Here is a 21,003-nt window from a genome sequence, read left to right on the forward strand (position 1 = left end):
AGTAAATACTTAAGAGTCAATCTCACTGTCCATGACAAATTTGTTAATAACTCTCTGCGCATAATGGTCGATTGAAGGTGATTCATGCACCCAAACGCTTTGTTTATGGAGTGAAAAAGGAAAATCAGTAACAGATTAAACGAAGCTATCTAACATTTATATTGATATGGCATAGTGATGGACTTGTTAAAAACACCGGACGTTATCCAGGAAGAAAAATGAGTACATCTAACATCAACATCGCATTTGGTTATTCGGATATCCCGGCCGGGCATGTTGCCTCGGTGGTGACCTGCCTCGAAATGCGGGAAAAACCAAACACCCCCGCGGCCTCCCTGCCCGAAGGCGTGACGCTGTCACCCTTCGTGGGCGATGACCTGAACGCCTACCGTGCACTTTTTCGTAAGGTGGGAGAGGACTGGCTTTGGTTCTCACGTTTATTTATGCCTGACCAGACACTGAAAAACATCCTTAATAATGACAGTATCGATATTTATATTATTCGCGATGGTGCAGAGGACATTGGCCTACTGGAGCTGGATTTTTCCGAGCAAGGCCAGTGTGAACTGGTATTTTTAGGGCTGGTTCAGGGCACCACCGGCAAAGGGCTGGGACGTGCAGTCATCAATAAAGCCAGTGAACTGGCCTGGTCGAAACCGCTTGAGCGATTCTGGGTCCATACCTGCACCTTCGATCATCCTTCTGCGCTCAATTTTTATATTCGTTCCGGCTTCACGCCTTACGCATTCCAGGTCGAAGTGCGCCCGGATCCGCGTCTGACCGGCCATCTGCCGCGCCATGCCGCACCGCATATTCCGCTTATCGATCCGCAGTAAACGCCGCTGGCCTTTGATTCCAACAGGCATCACCCTGCCTGTTGGCGCGCATAAACCACCATGCGCAGATGCCGATCGGCATCGGTCATGAAAGACGTGTGCTCGACATTCACCCTTTCGCCGTTGAGGTTGAGCGTGCTAACGCCAGGGCTCGGCGCTGGCACACTTTGGTCACACCACATCTCCCTGAACTCAGGCGAAAGTGTGCCTAATTCATCAACCAACGCGTCAATGTCCGTCGCTTTTGCGGCACGAGCGTAATCCTGGCGAAAACGGGAGATAACCTGGGCTGTTTGTGCTTGCGGGTCAGCAAAGCGCGCGCGCAGGTCAGGATCCATAAACATTAACCACAACAGATTGCGCTGGATCGGTTCATGGTGCACAAAACCAAACAGCGCATCCGCCGCGGAATTAAAGGCCAGAATGTCCCAGCGTAAATTAAGAATGTAGGCCGCGTGCGGAAGATCGTGCATTAGCCTCAGCACCAATGGCGGCACGGTACACCAGGTCTTACCCTGCTCTACCGGCGGGCGATTATGGGCAAGCAGAAACAGATGGTGCCGCTCTGCTGCACTGAGACTGAGCACGCGCGCCAGACGGTCAAGGAAATCTGCTGAAACACCAATATCCCGCCCCTGTTCCAGCCACGTGTACCAGGTGACGCCAACGCCTGCCAGCGCTGCAAGCTCTTCACGCCGAAGACCGGGCGTGCGCCGTCTTGCTCCGCCGGGTAATCCCACCTGCTCGGGCTGCGTGCGTTCACGACAGGTGCGTAAAAATGCTGCCAGATCCTGGCGGGTTCTTTCCAGAGTGCGCATAGTGCCTGTTGCTCTTAGTAATAGGATAACGTGTTAAATTGTAATAGCTTTGAAAATCGTATCAGATTGGCTCCCTACTGCACAGACGGAGCCATTATGCGATCAGAATCTCACTCATGCTGCCGAACCCACGGTAAACATACTCATGGCCGGGCGAGCAGCATCATCGTTGCCCTCGCCCTGGGGGCATTTACGCTGGGAATGGCGTCTTACATGACCGCCGGGCTGATTGTCCCCATTGGCGCATCATTACAGATATCCCTTCAGGCCGCTGCGCAACTGGTGACGGCGTTTACGTTGGCCTACGGGCTAGCTTCCCCGGTGGCCGTCGCGTTATTGCCGCCACACCGACAACGAGAAGTTTTAACGGGTGCGCTCCTGATACTGATTGCGGCTAATGCGGCAAGCGCCATGGTTGATGATTACAGGTTATTGCTGTTGTTAAGAGCGATTGCAGGGACCGGGGCAGGCGTCTATCTGGCATTAAGCATCAGCGCAAGCGCAGCCCTGCTGCCTGCCGGGCAGGCCGGAAAAGGGATCGCATGGATTATGGGAGGCATGGCCAGCGGGACGGTACTTGGGGTGCCTTTAAGCCTGTGGCTCGCTGACTTGCAGGGCTGGCGCGCCGCATTCTGGTTAACCGCAGCCCTGGGCGCCATCGCATTTATCGGCCTGATACTAAAATTGCCTGCTCTGCCCGCCAGTCACCCGAGCAGTTTACGGCAAAAAATGAGCTTACTGACCGATCGCCAGACAGTGAAGATTCTGGCTGTCTCACTCCTGGCCGCCATCGCCAGCCTGGGCATGTATACCTTTCTCGCGCCGTTCATGCGTTCCATGCCCTTCGCTGGCTTCAGCACCGTTACACTCTGGTTAGGGATCTGGGGAGCCGGTGGCATTTGTGGCAGCCTCCTCGTGGGGCCTTTGTCGACACGCCTGCGCGCGACAATATTAACCCGGCTGATTATGACGCTGCTGACGCTGTCATTAGCTTTGCTGCCAGTTGCTGCCCATCTGCATCTCTGGCTGGCGGCGTTTCCTCTGTTCCTGTGGGGAGCCGCAGGCTGGGCATTACAGGTGCCGCAAAACCATGCTCTCCTTGACGTCCGCAAGCGCTATGGCGACGGCAATCTGGCCGTCGCACTTAATGAGTCGGCGCTTTATCTGGGTAGCGCAATGGGGGCCATTGCTGGCGGCCTGGTCGTCGGCGCTGACGTTTCACTCTGGTGGTTACCGGTCGGGGCCGCAGCCGTTGCCGGGTCGGGCCTGTTTGTACACTGGCGCAGTGAAAACCGCTGACCCCTGGACTCCTTAACAACCGTGTTAATAGGTTAAATCTCAATAGAAATAAAAAATAGCGATACGCATTCGCTGTTTCCAACCGCTATGCCTGATGAAAACCGTCATCAGGCATACATATGAAACCCTCACTCTGTCGTTATTATTATGCATGAGAAATATCATCATGGCATTGTGCGATTTTTATTTACATTCACTCCATGCTGGCAACAAAAACAATTAATCCCTGATGGTAATTATTCAAAAAATAAAAAAATGAACGTAAAGAACCGTCAGAAATAAAATGATTCAGAATGTTAACAGCAAACGCAATATCCAGATAAAAGTGTGATCCACTTCAAATATTTTAGCGCATTGACATCAAAGGTGAAAAACAGGGCCGTTTGTTTATGCAGATGCACATTGTGACGGCCATCTCACGGCTTTATCTTTCACACATTGCACGAGTCGCCCCCCCGCATAGATAAACAATGCTCGGCCAAAGAAAAATCACAATAAAAGGTTGCGGTACGTAATATTTTTTTAAATTTCGAATAAGTTAATAACTTCGAGGTGGTTCTTTATGAGTCAGGTTAATAATCTTGAGGGCGTTGCCTACGCCAAAAAAACCAATATCCGCTGGCATATCGTCATCATGCTTTTTATTGTTACGGCGGTCAACGTTGGTGACCGTACAACGCTGGCAATTGCAGGCAAAGATATGTCCTCTGCGCTGGGCATTAACCCTGGGCAAATGGGCTGGATATTCTCAGCATTTGCCTGGGCCTATTGTATTGCGCAGATCCCAGGCGGCTGGTTGCTGGATCGCTTTGGTTCGAAAAAAATCTACCTGTGGAGCCTCAGCCTGTGGTCCATCTTCACCCTCCTGCAAGGTTTCGTGGCCGTTTTTGATGGTTATGGCGCGGTGATTAGCCTTGCGGTATTGCTGTTCTTCGTCGGGCTGGCAGAAGCCCCCTCGATGCCTGGTAATAGCCGTTTTATTGCGGCCTGGTTCCCGTCAAAGGAACGCGCTACGGCTGCCGCTGTGTTTAATTCAGCACAATACTTCGCGACCGTGATCTTCGCCCCGATCATGGGCTGGTTGACGATGTCGATGGGTTGGGAATCCATTTTTATCTTTATGGGGCTTCTGGGCCTGCTGGTCACGCTCATGGCCGCCAGGGTGATTCATAACCCACTCTCTCACCCGAAAGCCAATGCCGCAGAGATTGATTACATCCGTGAAGGTGGCGCGCTGGTCGACATGGACCAACAGTCAATCAAAAAAGCCCCCAGCAAAAAAGCCGGTGCGCTGAAACAACTGATGAGCAACCGGATGCTGTTGGGTATCTATCTTGGGCAATACTGCATTACCGTTATCACCTATTTCTTTATTACCTGGTTCCCGCTCTACCTGGCAATGGAGAAGCATCTGGATATTAAAACCGTGGGCTTTATTGCAGCGATCCCGGCTATTTGCGGCTTCCTGGGCGGTCTGTTAGGCGGCGTATTGTCTGACCGTATTCTGAAAGCCACCCAGTCACTCTCCATTGCGCGTAAAACCCCCATCGTCTTCGGAATGATAATGTCGATGATGATGATCTTCTGCAACTACGTGGATTCCATCTATATGGTGGTCTTCTTTATGGCGCTGGCGTTCCTGGGTAAAGGTATTGGCGCACTGGGTTGGGCAGTTATGTCCGACGTGGCACCGAAAGAGATGGCCGGAACCGCCGGTGGCATCTTTAACCTGTGCGGCAACATCTCCGGGATTGTCTCCCCGGTGGTGATTGGCTACATCGTAAAAGCGACGGGACATTTTGAGTGGGCTCTGGTTTATGTCTCGCTTCATGCATTAGTGGCAATCTTCAGCTACCTGGTGATTGTCGGTCCGATTAAACGTATTGAGATAAAAACAGCGGCACCGGACGCGGAAATGCTGGGTTAAGAAAGGCCAGATACAAGGCCAGGCCGTGTGGCTGGCCTTGTGTACTTATTCCTGACGCGCAGTCACCACCATCACCCCTGCGGCTTCCAGAGAGTGCAGCAGATTCTGTTCAATCTCCTCGTCAATCACCATGGTGTTAGCCAGTGACAACTCCCCAATCACAAAAGGCGAAGCCGCATTCATTTTTTCCGCTGAGGCCAGCACGATGGTCTCGGCTGCCCGCCTTGAGAAGGCGCGCTTCACGCTTGCTTCCTCATAATCGCCGGTGGTCAACCCTGTCTGCGCATGAATCCCGGTCACTCCCATGAAGAAGAGATCGGCCTGAATGGCGGCAATGCCTTCGATGGCTGTCGTGCCCGTTGTCACCACGGAATGTTTAAACAATTTTCCACCGATGAGAATCACCTCAATCAAGGGATGCTCAACCAGCGCAAGCGCGATGCCAGGACTATGAGTCACAACGGTAATGTTTAAATCCGCAGGAAGAAAGGTCACCAGCTCCGCCGTTGTGGTGCCACCGTCAATGATCACCACCTGCCCCGCAGAAATGAGTTCAGCGCCTTTTTTTGCCACCCGCTTTTTGGAATCAAGGTTAAGTAACTGTCGACCGGCGAAGTTCACTATGGCATCTGAAGGGGGCAGCGCGCCGCCATGTACGCGCTGTAACTCGCCTGCCGCCGCCAGTTCTCGCAGGTCGCGCCGAACGGTATCTTCCGACACGTTAAACTGCTGACTGAGCGTTTTCGATAGCACCTGCCCTTCGCGGGCGAGCTGTTCGAGGATGAGACTTTTACGTTGGCTGGTGAGCATGGTTGTTTCCTGTTGCTGCACGATTGATCTTGATCATGCACGAAATTGCCGTTTATGATAACCACTCTACGTATGGAGGAACGATCGTGCAATCAAAACGTGCAGAAGTACGCATTGCGGACAGTAAAGTATTATCCGACGACTGGTATACGTTAAAGAAATTCACCTTTGACCTGCGCAGGCAGAACGGCGAATGGCAACGGCAGAATCGAGAGGTGTATGACCGTGGAAACGGCGCAACCATCCTGCTCTACAATCGGGCAAAACAGACCGTCGTCCTGACCCGCCAGTTCCGTTTTCCGGTCTTTATAAACGGGCATGAGGACAATCTTATCGAAGCGGCCGCCGGCCTGCTTGATAACATGGACCCGGAACGCCGTATCAAAGCGGAAGCAGAAGAAGAGACCGGATATCGCGTTGAGAATGTGCAGAAAATCTTCGAGGCCTACATGAGCCCCGGCTCGGTGACCGAAAAACTTTACTTCTACATTGCGGAGTACCACGCGGACGACAAAGTCAGCCAGGGCGGTGGTCTTGAAGATGAGGGAGAAGATATCGAAGTACTGGAATTGACGATCGATGAGGCGCTGTCGGCAATCGAAAGCGGAATGATTGTCGATGCAAAAACCATCATGCTGCTCTACCACGTGGCGTTGAAGGGTATTTTGTAGTTATCTTTTGGCAGATATCCGCTCATATGAAGATATCTGCATCCTTTCACATCCGTCGAACTACGAAAAACCAGGCCATTCTTGACCAGGATTCAGCCTGAAAACGTGTCCTCCACCTTTCATTACCCGCAAATTACCCCCTTTCATGTGTGACACTGTCACATCTCTTTTCCAATAATCGACTATGATTTTCATCGTATGACTTCGGGTGTCCGGCGGTTCGGGCACCTTTGCCGTCCATTGACAGCTTTGTACTGAACGAGGGAGTTGAATGGAGTCAAAATCATTGAGTAAACGCTGGGGCGCCGAGTATCTAGAAGACGGTGCTGTGCTTTTTCGCGTCTGGGCGACCGGGCAGCAAACCGTCACGCTCAGACTCGCAGGCCAGGATCTGCCGATGCAATCCACTGGCGATGGCTGGTTTGAGCGACGTGTTGAAGGCGTCAAACCGGGGACAGAATACAATTATGTTCTGGCCGATGGGCTGGTCGTTCCCGATCCCGCTTCACGTGCGCAGAAGGCCGACGTCAACGGCCCATCACAGGTTTATAATCCGGAAAACTACCGCTGGCAGCATACCAACTGGAAGGGTCGCCCGTGGGAAGAAACCGTTGTATATGAATTACATATTGGCACATTCACTGAGGAAGGCACCTTCCAGGCGGCGATCGGCAAGCTCCCTTATCTCGCTGAGCTGGGCATTACCCAGATTGAGTTAATGCCGCTCTCACAATTTGCGGGTAACCGTGGTTGGGGATACGATGGCGTCCTGCTTTATGCCCCACACAGCGCCTACGGGACACCGGATGATGTGAAAGCGTTTGTCGACGCCGCACATGGTTTTGGGCTGTCCGTCGTACTGGATATCGTTCTTAACCACTTCGGCCCGGAAGGCAATTATCTTCCGCTGCTCTCACCGGCGTTCTTTGATAAAGCGCGTTCGACCCCGTGGGGGGCCGGTATTGCCTATGATGTGGAAGCCGCCCGACACTATATTGCCGACGCGCCACTTTACTGGTTGAAGGAATTTAAACTCGACGGTTTACGCTTCGATGCCATCGATCAGATTGAAGATAATTCCGAAAAACACCTCCTCAATGAAATTGCTGAGCGCATTCGTCGAGAGATTACCGACCGCCCTGTCCACCTCACCACGGAAGATTGTCGCAACATCATTTCCCTGCATCCGCGTCAGGAAGATGGTTCCGTGCCGCTGTTTTCTGGCGAATGGAATGATGATTTCCACAACGCCGTGCATGTCTTTGCGACCGGTGAAACCCACGCTTATTACCAGGATTTCGCCGACGCGCCCGAAAAAATGATTGCGCGCGCACTGACTGAAGGTTTCGTTTATCAGGGTGAAGTGTCGCCGCAAAGCGGGGAAACACGCGGTGTCGATAGCCGTGGTCAGCCGCCGGTGGCCTTTGTCGATTTTATTCAGAATCACGATCAGGTGGGCAACCGGGCGCTGGGGGAAAGGCTGATCACGCTGGCGGGCGCTGAACGCACCCAGGTACTGTATGCAGCATTGATGCTCTCCCCGCATATTCCGCTGCTGTTTATGGGCGAAGAGTACGGCGAGACGCAGCCTTTCCTCTTCTTTACTGATTTTCATGGCGATCTTGCCACCGCCGTCCGTGAGGGGCGCGCTAAAGAGTTCGAAGGCCACTCGGGTTATGAAGGTACCGATGTCCCTGACCCGAACGCACTCAGCACATTTACAGCGTCAAAACTGAACTGGACGGCGCTGGACACCCCGGAAGGCAAAGCCTGGCTGGCGCTCAGTCGCAATCTGCTGAGTCTGCGTCAGCAGCATATCGTTCCACTTTTGGCGACGGCAAGCGGGCACTCCGGCAAGATCGTGCAAACGGCACCGGGCTTTTTCGCTGTCTCGTGGACCTTCCCGAAAGGCACGCTTTCCCTGGCGGTCAATATCAGTACCGAGACCCATACCGCGCCGGATTTACCGGGTGAAACTCTGTTTGCTCTGCCCAATCTGGGCCATGAACTGCCACCGAATTCGGTGCTGGTTCGTCTTGCGTCAGGAGATGCGCAATGAGTATTCCAACCGCGACTTATCGCCTGCAGTTCCGTAATGGTATGACCTTTGATCGTGCGGTTACGCTGATACCCTATTTAAAAAAATTAGGCATCAGCCATGTGTACGCTTCACCGATCTTCACCGCCACGACCGACTCCACCCATGGTTATGATGTGACGGATGCCAATGACATCGATCCGGCCATTGGGGGGCGCGAGGGCTTTGACCGCCTGAGTACCGCCCTTAAAGCCGCCGGACTGGGTCTGATACTCGATATCGTGCCAAACCACATGGCCGCCTCGCTGGAAAATGCATGGTGGCGGGACGTTATCGAGCACGGCGAACAGAGTCGTTACGCTAACCACTTTGACATCGACTGGTCACGTCCTCTGACGTTGCCTTTTTTAGGCGATACCTTTGAAAACGTGCTGGAGAACGGGGAACTCAGCGTTAAAGAAGATCCGAACAGCGGCACGCTGTCGCTGGCCTACTTTGATAACTTTTATCCGCTCGCGCCAGGCACTACCGACGGCCTCAACCTGAGTGATAACGCCGCTATCGCCGAACTGCATGAGCGGCAGCCCTGGCGGCTTATCTGCTGGCGTAATGCCCCTTTCGAACTCTCCTATCGTCGCTTCTTTGAGATAACCGGGCTGGTGGGCATGCGCGTTGAAGACCACGCGGTGTTCGCTGACACGCACCGATTGATTCTTGAACTGGTGCACTCGGGTGCTGTAGACGGTTTGCGGGTTGATCATGTGGACGGCCTCGCCGATCCCAAAGGTTATCTTGAGCAGTTACGCCACCATGCCGGGCCAGAGTGTTATATCACCGTCGAGAAGATCCTCGGCGAAGGTGAACATCTGCCGTCGGACTGGCCTATTTCGGGTACCACCGGGTATGAATTTATTGCGTCGCTCTCAGATGCCCTGGTGGACAGCGAGAACACCGAAGCCTTGTTTAATTTGTACGAAGCGGTGCTCGATCGCTCGGTGGACATGGAGAGCGAGTTACGTAAAGCCAAATTGTTAATGGTGGATCGTAACTTTGAGGGGGAATTCAGCCGCCTGCTCTCTATGAGCATGACGATTGCTGCGACCGAAAACGCCAGCCTCAGTGAAACCCCGGTGCGAGCCGTGCTGCGCGAGCTGTTGGTGGCGTTTCCGGTGTACCGTACCTATGGCACCACCCATGGACTGACCGCTGCCGACAACGCCATGCTTGAAACGGTGGCGAAAACCGTGAGCGCGAGCCCCAACGCCCCGCACCCGGAAGCGTTACAACTGCTGGTCAGTATTCTGGCTGGGGACGTCAGCCCGGAAGCGGCCGAGCAAGCCAATGAATTTCGCACTCGCTTCCAGCAGCTCACCGGGCCGCTGATGGCGAAATCGGTAGAAGATACCCTCTTCTTCCGCCAGCATATGGATCTGGCGCTTAACGAAGTGGGCGCTGAGCCGCTGCCGCGCAGCTACTCCATTGAGCGTTTCCATCAGGATATGCAGACACGACGGGAGCGCCAGCCGGACGCCATTTCCACTACCTCAACCCACGATACCAAACGCGGCGAGGACACCCGTGCGCGTCTTTATACTCTCACCGAAGCTCCCCAGCAGTGGGCAGACAATGTTGTGCGCTGGCGGGAGATGAATCAGGCGCAGGTGGTCAGGATTGAAGATGGCCTGGCTCCCCGTTCCGGCAGTATCTGGATGATTTATCAGGCGCTGGCGGGGGCATGGCCGGTCTCGCTGAAACCTAACGATCGTGCGGGACTGCAAGCCCTCGAAGAACGATTTTTACCCTATGTTGAAAAAGCGCTGCGTGAAGAGAAGTTGCGCACTAACTGGGACAACAATAATGACGCCTACGAGCAGGCGGTACTTGGCTACGTCTCCCACTTACTGCGCGATGAACGCTTTCTCACGGATTTTACCCGCTCCCTCCAGCCCTTTATCCGTGCCGGGCTGATCAACAGCCTGACGCAGACGGTGATAAAACTGGCGGCACCCGGCGTACCGGACATCTATCAGGGCAGCGAGGCGCTGAACTTCAGCCTGGTTGATCCAGATAACCGTCGTGAACCCGATTATGCGGCGCTCGCGAGCAGGCTGGGCGACATCGGCGACCCTGTTGTCTTTGATGATGCTGATATGCAAAGCGGTAAACTCAAGCAGCAATTGATTGCCAGACTGCTGCATTTTCGCCAACGACACCCTGCGCTGTTCCGTCATGGCGACTATCTGCCGCTGACTCCAACGGGAAAACGCAGCAGGCAAGTTATTGCGTTTGCACGACAGCACGACGATGAGGCCCTAATCGTGGTCCTCCCCCGTCTGGTTCTGAATGCACAGGAGGGGTTATGGGAAGCCACTGAAGTGATGCTCCCCGCCTCCCTTGCGGGGCGTTCATATCAGAACCTCCTGACCGGCGAAACCCTTTCGCTGACAGACAGAATGACGCTCGACACTATCACCGGCATGCTGGTGCTAAGCGGCTGATTTGTTTGCCATAAAAAGATTCTGGTCCGTTGTAAACATTATAAAATTAACATGTTATGGAGAAGGATGAATGGCTAACGGAAAACCGTTTGAAATTACGGCGGGTGAAAGCCTGCCGCTCGGCGCAAACTTTGACGGCGAAGGGGTCAACTTCGCCATCTTTTCTGCACACGCTGAACGGGTCGAGCTCTGTTTGTTCGACCCAAGCGGGAAAACGGAAATCGCCCGCCTTGAATTACCGGAATATACCCATGAAATCTGGCACGGCTATGTGCCAGGTCTGCAGCCAGGCGCCCTTTACGGCTATCGCGTATACGGGCCTTACGACCCGGAAAACGGTCATCGCTTTAACCCGAACAAGCTGCTGATTGACCCCTATGCACGGGAACTGGTGGGGAATATTGAATGGAACGAGGCGCATTTTGCCTATGAACTGCTCCATGAAGACAAAGATCTGACCTTTGATGCGCGCGACAGTGCGCCCTTTATGCCGAAGTGCCAGGTGATCGACCCCAATGCCTTTGACTGGCAGGATGCCAATCGCCCGGTTATTCCGTGGTCAAAATCAGTCATTTATGAAACCCACGTGAAAGGCTTTACCCAGCTCAATTCCGCGCTCCCCCCTGAGCTGCGCGGCAATTTTGAAGGCATGGGGCATAAGGCCAGCATCGATTACATCAAAAGTCTGGGGATCACCTCGGTAGAGCTGCTGCCCGTTCACTGGTTCCCGGACGATCAGCACTTGCTCGACAGAGGGCTGAAAAATTTCTGGGGCTACAATACCCTCGGCTTTTTTGCCCCCGCTTCCCGTTATTACGGCCCGAAAGGTATTCAGGGCTTCCGCGATATGGTGCGGTCGTTCCACGATGCAGGTATCGAAGTGATTCTGGATGTGGTTTATAACCACACCGCGGAGGGTAATGAACTCGGTCCGACGCTCTCTTTCAAGGGTATCGATAACTTCTCCTACTATCGCACCCTGCCTGACCAGCATCGTTACTACATCAACGACACCGGCACCGGGAACACGGTGAACACCTCGCACCCGCGCGTGTTGCAGATGGTGATGGACTCGCTGCGCTACTGGGCTGAGTCGATGCATATCGATGGTTTTCGTTTCGACCTCGGCACCATTCTCGGGCGCGAGCCGGAAGGCTTTGACCAGCGCGGCGGCTTTTTTGACGCGATAACCCAGGACCCGGTGCTCTCACGGTTGAAACTGATTGGTGAACCCTGGGATATCGGCCCCGGCGGCTATCAGGTCGGCGGGTTCCCGCCGGGTTGGGCGGAGTGGAACGATAAGTACCGCGATACGGTGCGCGAATACTGGAAAGGCGATAACGTCTCCGGTGATTTTGCCGCTCGCCTGCTGGGGTCCGGCGACCTCTACGATCAGCGCGGCCGCCGCCCCTGGTCAAGCGTCAACTTTATTACCGCTCACGACGGCTTCACGCTCAATGACCTGGTGTCCTATAACGAGAAGCATAACGACGAAAACGGCGAGGATAATAACGACGGTCACAACGATAACCGTTCATACAATTACGGAGCCGAAGGTCCGACGGAGGACGAGGGCATTAATGCGGTCCGTGAACGGCAAAAACGTAATTTCCTCGCCACACTCTTCTTCTCGCACGGTACGCCCATGCTGCTGGCGGGCGATGAGTTTGGCCGTAGCCAGATGGGCAACAACAATGGTTACTGTCAGGACAGTGAAGTCTCCTGGATTCACTGGGACGACCTGCCTGAATCCAATGAAGCGATGCGGGAATTTACCCGCCATCTCATTGAACTGCGCGCGTCCCAGCCCCTGCTGCGCCGGGAAAACTGGCGCGACGGTATGGTGATCGAGTGGTTTAATGCCGGTGGCGGTTTCCAGCAGCCTGAGCAATGGGAAGAAGGCACAACCCTGGGAGCGTATATTGGCCGACCGGATCTGCAAACGGAACCCGGCATCTGGCATGACGTGCTGATGTTGTTCAACCCGTATGAAGGCAGCGTGCCTTTCCGTATTCCGCAGTTTGGTGAAGGGGGCTGGGTGCTGGAACTGTCCACCTCAGAGACCGACGAGCGTGGCAAGGTGATCACCCAGGAAGCTGATTACGAACTTGAAGGCCGCAGTCTGGTGCTGTTCAGAAGACCATAACACCCTCACGGCGTGACAATGTCACTTGTCACGCCGTATCTTCTCTTTTCTACCGCCAATTTACGCTGGTCGGCCAACGCTATACACTTTGCGCTTCGCTCGTTCAAAAAGTCACATCATGAAAAACAAATCTATTATTCTCCCGGCTGGCTACTTTGGCATGGTTCTCGGCATCATTGGGCTGGGGCTGGCCTGGCGTTTTGCGGCCACCATTTGGCCCGTCACCACGCTTCCCGCTGATGCGCTGATTATTCTTGCGATTGCGATTTGGGGATTGTTATTGGTGGCCTTCGCCAACCGTGTCCTGCGCCATCGAGCAACCATCATCGACGAGATAACGCATCCGTTGAAGAGTAGTTTTGTCAGTCTTATTCCGGCGACCAGCATGTTAGTCGCCATCGGCCTGACGCCGTGGTTCCCTATGCTTGCCCTCGTGCTGTTCCTCGTGGCTGTTACATCACAACTGGCCTATTCCGCCTGGCAAACGGCCGGCCTCTGGCGCGGGACGCACCCGAAAGAAGCGACTACGCCCGGTCTTTACCTGCCGACCGTCGCTAATAACTTTATCAGCGCCATGGCCTGTGGTGCGATGGGGTTTACGGATGTCGGGCTGCTGTTTCTCGGGGCGGGCATTCTCTCCTGGCTGAGCCTCGAACCGGCAATATTAAGCCGACTGCGTAACCTCGATGAGATGAGCCCGGCGGTACGCACCTCGCTTGGCATCCAGATGGCCCCGGCGTTTGTTGCCTGCAGTGCCTGGCTCAGCCTTAACGGTGGCAACGCCGATGTGTTTGCCAAACTGCTGTTTGGCTACGGGCTTCTGCAAATGCTGTTTATGCTTCGACTGATCCCGTGGTATAGCGTCCAGCCCTTCAACCCCAGCTTCTGGAGCTTCTCTTTCGGCGTCGCCTCGCTGGCGACCACCTCCATTAAACTGGGTCACAGTGCGCCCGGCGGTGCACTCTACTGGATCTCCTTCCCGCTGTTTATCGGTGCCAATCTGGTGATGGGATTCTTGATCCTGAAGACATTTATCCTGCTATTGAGGGGTAAATTGATTGTGCGAGAGGAGGTGAAGTAAACGCCATGAGCAACACCCTTTTGCGCTACTGCCGTTTTGGTGAACCCGAATCCACCCTTGAGCTCATTACTGAACCGCTGCTACCCCGCAAGGCAAATACACTGCGAGTACGGATGCGGCTCGCGCCTGTCAATGCCTCCGATCTGATTCCGATCACCGGCGCGTATGGACACCGCCTTTCACCGCCGCAGGTTGCAGGGTATGAAGGTGTCGGCGTCGTGACCGAGGCGCCTGAGGAATACGCCCATTTACGCGGTAAGCGTGTGCTGCCCTTGCGGGGCCAGGGCACCTGGCAAGCGTTCGTTGATTGCCCGGCGGAACTGGCGGTGCCGGTCCCGGATGATATCAGCGATGAACAGGCTGCACGCGCCTGGATCAATCCGCTGGCCGCTACCCTGATGCTGAAAAGCTTCTCGCCCACGGGAAAGCGGGTATTGGTGACGGCGGCGGGGTCAGAATGCGCACAGTTGCTCGGTCAGTGGGCGTTACGCTCAGGTGCGCGCGACGTCATCGGCGTATACCGCTCCTCCGTTCATGCAGACAAACTCCTGCGTCTTGGGATTGCCCCCGTTGCGCACCAGGACATGCAAGCCATTGTCCATGCCGCGCAGCGCGCCGATGTGGTGTATGAGGCCGTCGGTGGCAAGCTTGCGAACACCCTGCTCAGTCACTTGCCGGAAACCGCGCATTTTGTCAGCTATGGCGCGCTGTCCGGCCAGCCGTTTAATATGCAAAACCGGGCCGCCAGACTGCACTGGTTTCACATGCGTCATTCTCTTGCGACAATGAATGCCGCGGCATGGCAAACTGAATTTCAGGTTATCTGGGCGTTATTGCGCCAGACCCCGCTCTGCGACGTCACCCTCTTCCCGTTCCAACAGTGGCAATCGGCCATAACGCATTACAAAACGGCGGGAAAGGTCCGCAAGCCGATGCTGGACTTTACTGCGCATTAAAATACTCAATGGTCTCTCTCACGGTGATCACCGCCTTTTTGAGCGTGTCGATGTCCACGGAGCCAATTGCCATGCGCAGAGCGTGAGGGGTGTGGTGTGAGGTGCTGAACGGCTCCGCGGTGGTCAATGAGATGTTCTCTTTGAGTAATGCGCTCACCACGCGGTCTGCCCGCACCTCTTCCTGTAAAGGTAGCCAGATGAAATAAGACAACGGGTGGGCCTGATACGGCAGCGGCGCCAGATGTTCTCGCACCACCGTCTGGCGAAAACGCGCATCTTCCCGTTTCAGCTTTTCCAGCCGCGCCACGGTGCCATCCTGCACCCAGCCGCAGACAATCGCGGTCATCAGCGCAGGCGTGTTCCAGGTCGTCGCCCGAATAGCCCGCTCTACACAATGGCGCTTCTCTTCCGGCACTACCACCATCCCCACGCGCAAACCGGAGGCCACATTTTTGGAGAAACCGGCCAGATAGACCGTTCGCTCCGGCGCGTAGTGATGAATTGGCCGCGGCGGGTTTTCCACCAGCCAGACGTAGGTGGCATCTTCTATCACTAAAAGGTTATGTTCTTTGGCAATCAGCGCCATCTCGCGACGCCAGGCCTCGTCAGTCACCCAACCCAGCGGGTTATGCAATGTCGGCATGGTATAGATCGCTTTGACGCGCCGTTTTTTGCACACCTGGCGCAACGCCTCTAAGTCCATCGCTTCACCCTTTGCCGGAATGCCCACCAACTCCAGATGAAACTGCTCCGCCAGCACCTTGAATCCAGGATAGGTGAGCGCATCTACCGCCACCACATTCCCCGGCTTTAACAGCCCCATGACTGCGACGGTTAAGCCATGCTGCGTTCCGTTAACCACCAACAGATTATCGGGATCGGTTTTAACGCCTGCCCCCGCCAGATAATGCGCAAACACGGCGCGCTCGCTGGGCTTACCGCCGTGCGCCTGGTAGCGCAGTAACGACTCCAGATCGCCACTGACCGAGAGCTGACGCAGCGCGGTACGAAGCAATTCAGCCTGCTCGGGCAGCGCCGGGTAGTTAAAACTGAGATCGATAACATCGCTGGCGATCGCAAGACGATCGATACCCTGCCCGCGTGGCAGCATGATTTCCCGCACAAATGTGCCCCGCCCGGTCTCACCGCTCACCAGGCCCATTCCTTCCAGTTCGGCATAGACCCTCGTCGCGGTCACCAGCGAAATACGATGCTGAGCGGAAAGCACCCGATGCGTTGGCAGCCGGGTGCCGGCAGGTAATTCGCCGGATTTAATGGCTGCTGCGAATTCATCGACGATCGATTTGTACCGCGCTTTCACGATTGTATCCATGACAATAATTTGATTGTCATGAATTCTCAGCCGTATGCTCATCGCTGTCAAACAACTTGACGGACAATAACAACGAGAAGAGGTCGCACGGTGCAGCAGAAAAAAGATTACTCCGCCATGAGCGGATGGATGAATGGCTTTTTAGGCATGCTCATTTTTAGCGGTTCACTGCCGGCGACACGCGCAGCGGTGCTCGACTTTGACCCGCTGTTTCTCACCGTCGCCCGCGCCTCGGTGGCCGGAACTCTGGCATTGATATTGGTTATCGCATTCAAAGGACAGCGCCCTGACCGTGCTCAGGTAGTGTCATTGATCGTCGTGGCGCTGGGCGTGGTGATCGGTTTTCCCCTGCTCACCGCACTGGCGTTACAGCATGTGACCTCCGCGCACTCGATCGTCTTTTTGGGGCTGCTGCCGCTGGCAACGGCTCTTTTTGGCGTCATTCGTGGTGGCGAAAGACCGCGACCGGCCTTCTGGGTTTGCTCATGTCTCGGCAGTCTTCTGGTCATCGGTTATGCGCTCAGTCAGGGGATCGCGGCCTCACTCAAAGGTGACCTGTTAATGCTGGCTTCCATTGTGGTTTGCGGCCTCGGCTATGCCGAAGGGGCGCGTCTCACGCGCGTGCTCGGCGGCTGGCAGGTCATCAGTTGGGCACTGATTCTTTCCCTGCCCTTTATGCTACTGCTGGCGCAGTTAACACGTCCCGTCAGCTTCAGCGGCGTCAGTAGCGCGGCGTGGTTCTCATTGGGCTATGTTTCGCTCTTCAGCATGCTGATTGGCTTTATTTTCTGGTACAAAGGTTTAGCGCAAGGAGGCATTGCCGCCGTGGGTCAGTTACAGTTGTTGCAGCCCGTTTTTGCTCTCGCCCTTGCCGCCACCCTGCTGCACGAATCGGTCAGTCTGATGATGGTGTTCGTGACCCTGGGTGTTATTTTGTGCGTGGCGGGCTCACGCAAATTCAGTCGTTAACCTATTGCCGGAGAAAAATGATGATGACAGGTCTTTGCGCCTTCCCTTTGACGCCCATTGCCCATGGCAAAGTGGACGAGGACGCCTTTATTCAGTTAATCCATCACCTCGCTGCGGCCGGTGTCGATGCGATTGGCGCGTTGGGCTCAACGGGAAGCTATGCTTATTTAACACGCCAGGAGCGCCAGCATTTAGCGAAAGTCGCGGTCGATCAGGCGGGCGGAATTCCGGTGATGGTCAGCATTGGGGCGATTCGCCTGGATGAGGTTCTGGCACTGGCCGAAGCGGCGCAGCAGGCAGGCGTGAGCGCGGTGATGATGGCCCCCGTTTCATACCAACGGCTGAAACCCGATGAAGTGTTGGCTTTGTATGAGGCCGTCACTCGCCAGCTGTCGGTTCCGCTGTGCATCTACGATAACCCCGGCACCACTGGCTTTAGCTTCACCGACGATCTGCTGGCGGAGATCGCAGCGATGCCGTCCGTCGGTTCCGTTAAACTCTCCACGGTCGCAGGGACACCTCTCAGCGGTAAAGCGCGGGTGGCGGCGTTACGCGCTCGGATACCACACTCCGTTTCCATCGGTATTAGCGGGGACTGGCAAGCGGCTGAGGGGTTTGCCGCAGGCTGTGATACCTGGTACTCCGTGGCAGGCGGGTTGTTCCCGGCCGTCTGTCTGGCGCTAACCCGTGCAGCACAGGCCGGTGACCATTCAAGCGCCGCACGGGTCTCTGAAGGTCTTGAACCGCTCTGGCAACTGTTCCGCCAGCACGGCAGCCTGCGCGTGGTGGCAGCGGCGGCGGACATACTCGGCTACACGCAGCCGCCCTGCCTGCCCTTCCCGCTGCGCGAGCTGGGCGGCGCGGAAAAAGCACAGCTCAACGCTGTGCTCACCTCTCTGGCGCTGAAGTAAGTCATTATGGGGCAGACGGTAAATCCAGCGTCTGCCCTATCATCATTCGGTGACCATCCGGCGTGGAAACCATAAATTCGCGCATCCCATGGGGCTGATCGGTCAACGGCGACACGATGGTGGCTCCCCGACGGGTCCATTCGTCATGCAAGGCGGCGGCATTAGTGACATGCAAATAAGCGAAATAATTGTGATCGCCCAAATCCGCCGCTTTCTGCGCCTCCGGGCATTCCCCGAGCATGACCCGCACGCTGCCGCGCTTCGCCAGCTGCCAGCCCCCGCCTTCCGGCCACATCAGTTCAAATCCCAGAACATCACGAAACCAGACGGTGGTGCGGCGCAGGTTGCGTACGGCAAGGACGTAAGAGAAGGGAATCATTTCCGGAATGGTTTCAGTCATTTTTTCACTCTTAATATCTGACAGAATATCAGCAAAGTTTAGCCCAGTTCACACCCATACAAAGCCTGGGTGTAAGTCATCGTCATCGTGACGGTAATACGTAAAAAGCATGCTAAAAAGCCGCTCAAAGCAAGCGCAGTGCCCGGCTACAGCCTCTGTTATACCCTGACCAGCGCCTGCGCCTGGTCCAACAAGAACGGTCGTAAGTAACCCACCGTGTTGGAGAGCAGTATCACCTCCTCGGGCAGAGCAATGTTCAGGGTTTCGGTCACATATTTTCGCCGTGCCTGCATGCGCGCCCAGGTTTGCGGATAGTCCCGCGCCAGTTCGTCACGCAAGGATTTATCGGCAAGGCCGACCGTATCTTCAATACTGCTTCCCCCATAGCCCGGCACCGAAGGAATGATATCAATCTGCAACAGCATCCCACTTTTCAACGTCACCGTTGAGTCAGCATAAATGGGAGAGCTTAACCACTCTTCATCGGCCACAAAATGACCGGGATTGAGATGCCAGTGAAACGCTTTTTTAGGCAAGACTGACTCTACCAGGCGATAAACTTCGCCACCGGTAATGCCGGGTCGGATGAACTCCAGCCAGCTGACTACCGCGTGGTAATAAGGAATGGCCACACGTTCAAGGTAGTCCGCGACGCAAGCAGGCAGTTCAGCGGCATTGGCAACCACATATGCCGAACGGCTGGTTAAGCCGCCTTTGTATCCGACGGTTAACGAGAACTTATCACCACGGGTAACGGTTTTATCGCTCGGGTAGAGTCCGGCATGGGCAAAGCGCTCTCCGGTAGCGGCAATCATGACCACGTTGTTAGGCTGCCCCTCAGCCGCGAGATGCTGACCAATCGCTTTTTCACTTTTCCCCGGCGCGATGGCGTTCAGGGCAGCTAACACCCGCGTTGAGGCCAGGTTTGCGCCGTACTCATAAAAGGCAATTTCACTGGCATTGTTAAGCGTGCGTACACCCTGTTCAGGGGAGATAAACAGTCCGGTCGCGTTGACCACTTTCTCCTGCCCGCCTGCGGCCTCTCGCACCGCATCCAGAATAAACGCAGGAACATCGAACAGCGTCGGATGATGGGGGAAGAGTTTCCACCCCACCATGCCAACATTTCCCCTGCTGCAAATGCCGCAGGCGCTTAAAAGAGAAGCCAGCGGGACGTCATTCTCCGCAGGCTGATTGGGCAGCGAAAACAGCGGCATATGCAGGCACTTACCCGGATTACGGGCATGAGGCACCAGTTTCAGGTTTTCATTACCCATGATGTAGTTCAGGTCGCCATCGGCACTGACCACCAACAATGCCTCTTCAAAACGCGGGATAAACCCGGCGAGGTATTCGAAGTTTGCGCCGTGTTCTTTATCGGCATAAATCACCAGATGAGACAATCCGGCCTGACGTATGGCGAGCAGAACCTGTTGCAGGCGCGCGGCCAGCGTGTCATCGGGGAGAACGACAGAAGGAACATCACTAAAGGTTTGAGGCGCGGGTATGGGCTGGAGACGGTAACGCTGTTCGGTTGGCATGATTTCATTCCTTATGAAGACAACGAATCCGGCCTCGCCGCCTTCCTGCAACTCGCATGATGGTGGTATGAGTCATGATGATGCAGGTGTTTCAGGAATCAATAAAGGGTGAAAACAAAAAAGGCCGTGAAGTCACGGCCTTGATGGGGAGTCTCAGACTTTCAGCATTTTTACCGTGGCTTCCACATCGATTTCATCTTCCGAGAAGATTAACGTGGTGCCCTGGAAGGTGGTGATCGCCAGTTTCTTCAGGCTGCGCATTTCACCGGTCTTAGCGGCTGCTTTCGGTCTGATATTATTCAGCAGTACGCCCACGGAGAGAACGGCGTTCTCTTTATCAATACCGCTTTCGACAGGCACGTCTTCACTAAAGACCACATACGATTTGATCGACGTCAGTTTGATGCGTTCGCCCGCGATATAGATGTACTTGCTCTCCGGGAGAACTTTTACCGCAAACGCCGACAGGCCTTTGTTATTGGTACCAGGCTCAAACGTCACCGCCGCATCTTTTTTGATCAGGTCCGGATTGGCGACTTTAATCACGTGAAAATAGCGGTTCTCGCCGTTCTCATCTTTGATAAATCCAAAACCTTTATCTTTAAACCACGTTGTGATCGTTCCGTTCATCGCCTGTACCGCCTGATTAATCGATTATCTGCTCAAAATTTTGCAGCGCGCAGTGTAAATCACAATGCCTGCACAGACCATTCCTTTGCTTTAAGTGTGGATGATAAATTGCCTGGCGGCGAGCGGCTTGCGGTTAAGC

At 54.9% G+C, this 21,003-nt stretch carries 17 protein-coding genes; 11 read left to right on the top strand and 6 right to left on the bottom strand.

What is annotated here, in order from left to right:
• The first annotated feature begins 218 nt into the window (after positions 1-218).
• Positions 219-836: a GNAT family N-acetyltransferase gene (locus tag ACUY4Q_RS11750; RefSeq protein ID WP_458047188.1), complete on the top strand. Its 618-nt coding sequence runs from the start codon at positions 219-221 to the stop codon at positions 834-836.
• 29 nt (positions 837-865) lie between these two features.
• On the opposite strand, the gene ACUY4Q_RS11755 is transcribed toward ACUY4Q_RS11750, so the two are convergent.
• Positions 866-1,654: a helix-turn-helix transcriptional regulator gene (locus ACUY4Q_RS11755; protein WP_458047189.1), complete on the bottom strand. Its 789-nt coding sequence runs from the start codon at positions 1,652-1,654 to the stop codon at positions 866-868.
• Positions 1,655-1,750: 96 nt separating this feature from the next.
• On the opposite strand from ACUY4Q_RS11755, the gene ACUY4Q_RS11760 reads away from it, so the two are divergent.
• Positions 1,751-2,953 carry an MFS transporter gene (locus tag ACUY4Q_RS11760; protein ID WP_458047190.1) on the top strand — a complete coding sequence of 401 codons (1,203 nt, stop codon included), beginning with the start codon at positions 1,751-1,753 and terminating at the stop codon, positions 2,951-2,953.
• 562 nt (positions 2,954-3,515) lie between these two features.
• Positions 3,516-4,880 carry an MFS transporter gene (locus ACUY4Q_RS11765; protein ID WP_458047191.1) on the top strand — a complete coding sequence of 455 codons (1,365 nt, stop codon included), beginning with the start codon at positions 3,516-3,518 and terminating at the stop codon, positions 4,878-4,880.
• Between the two features lie 45 nt (positions 4,881-4,925).
• Here the strand turns inward: ACUY4Q_RS11765 and ACUY4Q_RS11770 are convergent, their stop codons facing one another.
• Positions 4,926-5,690 carry a DeoR/GlpR family DNA-binding transcription regulator gene (locus ACUY4Q_RS11770; protein ID WP_458047192.1) on the bottom strand — a complete coding sequence of 255 codons (765 nt, stop codon included), beginning with the start codon at positions 5,688-5,690 and terminating at the stop codon, positions 4,926-4,928.
• 86 nt (positions 5,691-5,776) lie between these two features.
• On the opposite strand from ACUY4Q_RS11770, the gene ACUY4Q_RS11775 reads away from it, so the two are divergent.
• From ACUY4Q_RS11775 to ACUY4Q_RS11800, 6 genes are all read left to right on the top strand, one after another.
• Positions 5,777-6,361, top strand: coding sequence for an NUDIX domain-containing protein (locus ACUY4Q_RS11775; RefSeq protein WP_458047193.1), 585 nt, complete (start codon positions 5,777-5,779; stop codon positions 6,359-6,361).
• Positions 6,362-6,632: 271 nt separating this feature from the next.
• Entirely contained in the window at positions 6,633-8,420 is a 1,788-nt protein-coding gene (gene treZ / locus ACUY4Q_RS11780) for a malto-oligosyltrehalose trehalohydrolase (RefSeq protein ID WP_458047194.1), read from the top strand.
• Positions 8,417-10,897: a malto-oligosyltrehalose synthase gene (gene treY / locus ACUY4Q_RS11785; RefSeq protein ID WP_458047195.1), complete on the top strand. Its 2,481-nt coding sequence runs from the start codon at positions 8,417-8,419 to the stop codon at positions 10,895-10,897. The genes treZ and treY overlap by 4 nt, the downstream gene beginning before the upstream one ends.
• 70 nt (positions 10,898-10,967) lie before the next feature.
• Positions 10,968-13,043 carry a glycogen debranching protein GlgX gene (glgX, locus tag ACUY4Q_RS11790; protein WP_458047196.1) on the top strand — a complete coding sequence of 692 codons (2,076 nt, stop codon included), beginning with the start codon at positions 10,968-10,970 and terminating at the stop codon, positions 13,041-13,043.
• Positions 13,044-13,161: 118 nt separating this feature from the next.
• Positions 13,162-14,124, top strand: coding sequence for a dicarboxylate transporter/tellurite-resistance protein TehA (gene tehA / locus ACUY4Q_RS11795; RefSeq protein ID WP_458047197.1), 963 nt, complete (start codon positions 13,162-13,164; stop codon positions 14,122-14,124).
• 5 nt (positions 14,125-14,129) lie between these two features.
• Positions 14,130-15,080 (top strand): zinc-dependent alcohol dehydrogenase family protein, encoded by a 951-nt coding sequence (locus tag ACUY4Q_RS11800; RefSeq protein WP_458047198.1) that lies wholly within the window; start codon positions 14,130-14,132, stop codon positions 15,078-15,080.
• Here the strand turns inward: ACUY4Q_RS11800 and ACUY4Q_RS11805 are convergent.
• Entirely contained in the window at positions 15,067-16,401 is a 1,335-nt protein-coding gene (locus tag ACUY4Q_RS11805) for an aminotransferase-like domain-containing protein (RefSeq protein ID WP_458047199.1), read from the bottom strand. The two genes, ACUY4Q_RS11800 and ACUY4Q_RS11805, sit on opposite strands and share 14 nt — an antisense overlap.
• 129 nt (positions 16,402-16,530) lie before the next feature.
• Between ACUY4Q_RS11805 and ACUY4Q_RS11810 the strand changes: the two genes are divergently transcribed.
• Positions 16,531-17,382, top strand: coding sequence for a DMT family transporter (locus ACUY4Q_RS11810; RefSeq protein WP_458047326.1), 852 nt, complete (start codon positions 16,531-16,533; stop codon positions 17,380-17,382).
• Between the two features lie 20 nt (positions 17,383-17,402).
• A complete protein-coding gene (locus tag ACUY4Q_RS11815) occupies positions 17,403-18,293 on the top strand; it encodes a dihydrodipicolinate synthase family protein (RefSeq protein WP_458047327.1) in 891 nt (296 codons plus the stop codon).
• A 4-nt stretch (positions 18,294-18,297) separates the two neighbouring features.
• Here ACUY4Q_RS11815 and ACUY4Q_RS11820 read toward each other — a convergent pair whose 3' ends face one another.
• From ACUY4Q_RS11820 to ACUY4Q_RS11830, 3 genes are all read right to left on the bottom strand, one after another.
• Positions 18,298-18,693, bottom strand: coding sequence for a VOC family protein (locus ACUY4Q_RS11820; protein WP_458047200.1), 396 nt, complete (start codon positions 18,691-18,693; stop codon positions 18,298-18,300).
• 158 nt (positions 18,694-18,851) lie between these two features.
• Positions 18,852-20,234, bottom strand: coding sequence for a M24 family metallopeptidase (locus ACUY4Q_RS11825; protein WP_458047201.1), 1,383 nt, complete (start codon positions 20,232-20,234; stop codon positions 18,852-18,854).
• A 153-nt stretch (positions 20,235-20,387) separates the two neighbouring features.
• Positions 20,388-20,864: a cold-shock protein gene (locus tag ACUY4Q_RS11830; protein ID WP_458047202.1), complete on the bottom strand. Its 477-nt coding sequence runs from the start codon at positions 20,862-20,864 to the stop codon at positions 20,388-20,390.
• Between the last annotated feature and the right edge of the window lie 139 nt (positions 20,865-21,003).

The sequence above is a fragment of the Phytobacter cepae genome, from assembly GCF_054165735.1.

Coding starts and splice junctions, on each gene's coding strand:
- ACUY4Q_RS11750 (WP_458047188.1), top strand. CDS start 219: ATGAGTACATCTAACATCAACATCGCATTTGGTTATTCGGATATCCCG.
- ACUY4Q_RS11755 (WP_458047189.1), bottom strand. CDS start 1,654: ATGCGCACTCTGGAAAGAACCCGCCAGGATCTGGCAGCATTTTTACGC.
- ACUY4Q_RS11760 (WP_458047190.1), top strand. CDS start 1,751: ATGCGATCAGAATCTCACTCATGCTGCCGAACCCACGGTAAACATACT.
- ACUY4Q_RS11765 (WP_458047191.1), top strand. CDS start 3,516: ATGAGTCAGGTTAATAATCTTGAGGGCGTTGCCTACGCCAAAAAAACC.
- ACUY4Q_RS11770 (WP_458047192.1), bottom strand. CDS start 5,690: ATGCTCACCAGCCAACGTAAAAGTCTCATCCTCGAACAGCTCGCCCGC.
- treZ (WP_458047194.1), top strand. CDS start 6,633: ATGGAGTCAAAATCATTGAGTAAACGCTGGGGCGCCGAGTATCTAGAA.
- treY (WP_458047195.1), top strand. CDS start 8,417: ATGAGTATTCCAACCGCGACTTATCGCCTGCAGTTCCGTAATGGTATG.
- glgX (WP_458047196.1), top strand. CDS start 10,968: ATGGCTAACGGAAAACCGTTTGAAATTACGGCGGGTGAAAGCCTGCCG.
- tehA (WP_458047197.1), top strand. CDS start 13,162: ATGAAAAACAAATCTATTATTCTCCCGGCTGGCTACTTTGGCATGGTT.
- ACUY4Q_RS11800 (WP_458047198.1), top strand. CDS start 14,130: ATGAGCAACACCCTTTTGCGCTACTGCCGTTTTGGTGAACCCGAATCC.
- ACUY4Q_RS11810 (WP_458047326.1), top strand. CDS start 16,531: ATGAGCGGATGGATGAATGGCTTTTTAGGCATGCTCATTTTTAGCGGT.
- ACUY4Q_RS11815 (WP_458047327.1), top strand. CDS start 17,403: ATGATGACAGGTCTTTGCGCCTTCCCTTTGACGCCCATTGCCCATGGC.
- ACUY4Q_RS11820 (WP_458047200.1), bottom strand. CDS start 18,693: ATGACTGAAACCATTCCGGAAATGATTCCCTTCTCTTACGTCCTTGCC.
- ACUY4Q_RS11825 (WP_458047201.1), bottom strand. CDS start 20,234: ATGCCAACCGAACAGCGTTACCGTCTCCAGCCCATACCCGCGCCTCAA.
- ACUY4Q_RS11830 (WP_458047202.1), bottom strand. CDS start 20,864: ATGAACGGAACGATCACAACGTGGTTTAAAGATAAAGGTTTTGGATTT.